This window comes from Kitasatospora sp. NPDC091257 (assembly GCF_044757675.1).
Taxonomy (GTDB): domain Bacteria; phylum Actinomycetota; class Actinomycetes; order Streptomycetales; family Streptomycetaceae; genus Kitasatospora; species Kitasatospora lactacystinica.
Window position 1 is genome coordinate 1 of record NZ_JBIVVI010001201.1, and the last position, 2,701, is coordinate 2,701.

2 protein-coding genes are annotated in these 2,701 nt (G+C 74.6%); both read left to right on the forward strand.

All coding sequences use genetic code 11. The features are described from left to right. Positions 1–942: protein phosphatase 2C domain-containing protein (locus tag ACIQOV_RS36285; protein ID WP_401055070.1), on the forward strand; the 942-nt coding region annotated here is incomplete at its 5' end. After that, on the forward strand, positions 939–2,701 hold a 1,763-nt coding region (locus ACIQOV_RS36290), incomplete at its 3' end, for a hypothetical protein (protein WP_401055071.1). The genes ACIQOV_RS36285 and ACIQOV_RS36290, both read left to right, overlap by 4 nt.

The window sequence follows — 2,701 nt, forward strand, 5'->3', positions numbered from 1 at the left end:
CCCGTGCCGCCGGCAGCGCCCCCGAGGCCCGCCGGGCCGCCCCCGGCGACCGGGCCGGACCCTGTGCCGTGGCAGCGGATCACCGTGGACGTGCCGGGCCTGGAGTTCGAGGCCCGGCCGCCCAGCCAGTACGCCTTCGACTTCCCCGACAGCGAGTGCGAGGGCTGGTCCACCGACCGGCTCACCCTGCGGTTCGCCTCCGTCCGCGGCGCCAAGCACCGCTACTACCGGCAGCCGCGCCAGGACGCGGCGCGCGCCGCCGTGCACGAGGCCACCGGCAGCATCGTCTTCGCGGTCGCCGACGGCGTATCCAGCGCCGCCGAGTCCCACCAGGGCGCCGTCGAGGCGTGCCGGGCCGCCGTCGAACGCATCCTGCACCTGCTCGACCGGGGCGCTGAGCGGCTGGACGGAGCCGACGTCGCGGCCCACGCCGCGGAACGACTGCGGGAACTGGCGCGGTGGCGGCTCGGCGTCCCCGCACCCGAACGTGCCGAGGTGGCCAGGCTGTACGCGACCACCCTGGTGGCCGGGGCGGTCCGTGCCGCGGGCGACGCCCTGGAGGCCGAAGTGTTCCGGGTCGGCGACTCCGGGGCGTGGCTCCTCGACCGGGCCGGCGGCGGCTATCACCCGCTGTTCGGCGGCAAGGCCGTACCGGGCACGCCGCTGGTCAGCAACGAGGTCTCCCCGCTTCCCCTGGTCCCCGACCGGCCGGAGACCGCTGTCGGACGGCTGGCCGAGCCATGGACGCTGCTGGTCGCCACGGACGGGTTCGGCGACCCGCTCGGCGAGGGCGACGGCCGGGTCGGGGAGCTGTTCGCCCGCCAGCTCGCGTCGCCGCCGCCGCCATTGTGGCTCGGCCACGTGCTGGACTTCACCCGGGAGACCTTCGACGACGACCGCACCCTGCTGGCGATCTGGCCCCGAGCCGAGGGAGCGAGGTGAGCGCGCGGCCGGCCGCCCCGGTCGAGTTCGCCACGCTGACCCTGGACGGGGAACTCGGCCGAGGAGGCCAGGGATCGGTCCACCGGGTGCGCAACAAGCGCATCAACGAGTCGGCGACCGACGGCGGTTGGGAGGTCGTCTACAAGGAGTACGCCCCCGCGGTGCTGCCGCAGGTGGACGCCGCCGCGCTGGCCGCCGCGGTCGCGCTGCCCGGGCGGCTGACCGGCGAACAGGGGCGCTGGCTGTGCGAGAAGACCGCCTGGCCGGCCGCCGTGGTCCGGCGCGGCGGACAGACGTGCGGGTTCCTGATGCGGGCCGTCCCCGACCGCTTCCACTTCACGCTCCGGACCCTGGCGACCGGCAACCAGGGCCCGCCTCGGCTCGCCACCCTGGAGTACCTCCTCAACGAGGACGCCTACATCACCGGGATCGGACTGACCGTCACCGACCGGGACCGACTGCTGCTGCTCGCCGACCTCGCGACCACCCTCGACCGGCTGCACCGCTTCGGCGTCGCCGTCGGCGACCTCTCGCCGAAGAACCTGCTCTTCACCCTCACACCGCAGCCCGAGTGCTTCCTCATCGACTGCGACGCGGCCCGCACCGACGGTGCAACGGTGCTGCCGCAGGCCGAAACCCCGGACTGGCACGTCCCCGCCGGCGAGGAACGGGCGACCCGGCACAGCGACACCTACAAGCTCGCCCTTCTCGCCGTCCGCCTCTTCGCCCGCGACCAGGCCTCGACCGACCCGGCCGCGCTGGCGGCGATCGACCCGGCCCTCGGTGCCCTGGCCCGTGCCTCGCTCGGGACGGACCCGGCCGCCCGGCCGACGCCCGCCGCCTGGGCCGAGCAACTGACCTCGGCATCCGACAGCCTGAAACCCGGCCGCGGTCCGAAAGCCGCCGGGGGAGCGAAGCCGGCCGGGGGAGCGAAGCCGAAGCCGCCGACCGGGCCGGCTGCCCCGCGACCGCACGTCAACAGCGGAGCGGGTTCGACGGGTTCGGCAGCGGGTGGCGCGGGAGCCGGCAGCACGGCGGCCGGGGTCGGCAAGGTACTCGCCGCCGTGGCCGCCGTCGTGGCACTGCTGCTGTTCGTGGCCCACCGCGACGACTCCCACCCGGCCGACGCCCGCTCGGCCGCCGACAGCCACCCGCTTACTGTCAGCCACCCGCCGCGCCCCGCCAGCAGTTCGTACCAGACCCCGCAGCCCGATCCGACCCTCAGCAGCACCCGCCCAAGCACCCCGACACCGACACCCACACCCACCCCGAGCCCGAGTCCGACCGATCCGGTCGCCACCGCGGGCGTCGGCGACTGCTTCTTCGACACCGGGACCAACGGTCACGCCGACCTCACCCCGACCACCTGCACCACCGGGACGTTCAAGGTCGTCCGGACCAACGAGGGCAGCACCGACCTGGACGGCTGCGCCAACGTGCCCGGCAACGACGAGAGCGTCAGCTCCAAGCGCTACTCGCGGGTCCTGTGCCTCAGCTACCAGAGCCCGGGCGGGGACTCCTACCACGCCCGCCAGGGCGACTGCGTCTTCGGGCCGCACGGCACGGGCCCGTGGTCGCTGCTGTCCTGCCGGACCGGCGCCTTCAAGGTCCTCGCCGTCTACCGCGGCACCAGCGACCACTCCAAGTGCGACAACTGGCCCCACTACAACCAGTGGCGGACCGTCTCCGGCCCCAAGGGCGCCGACCAAGACGTCCTGCAGTGCCTGTCCATGGTGTTCCCCGACGACGCGGGCTACGC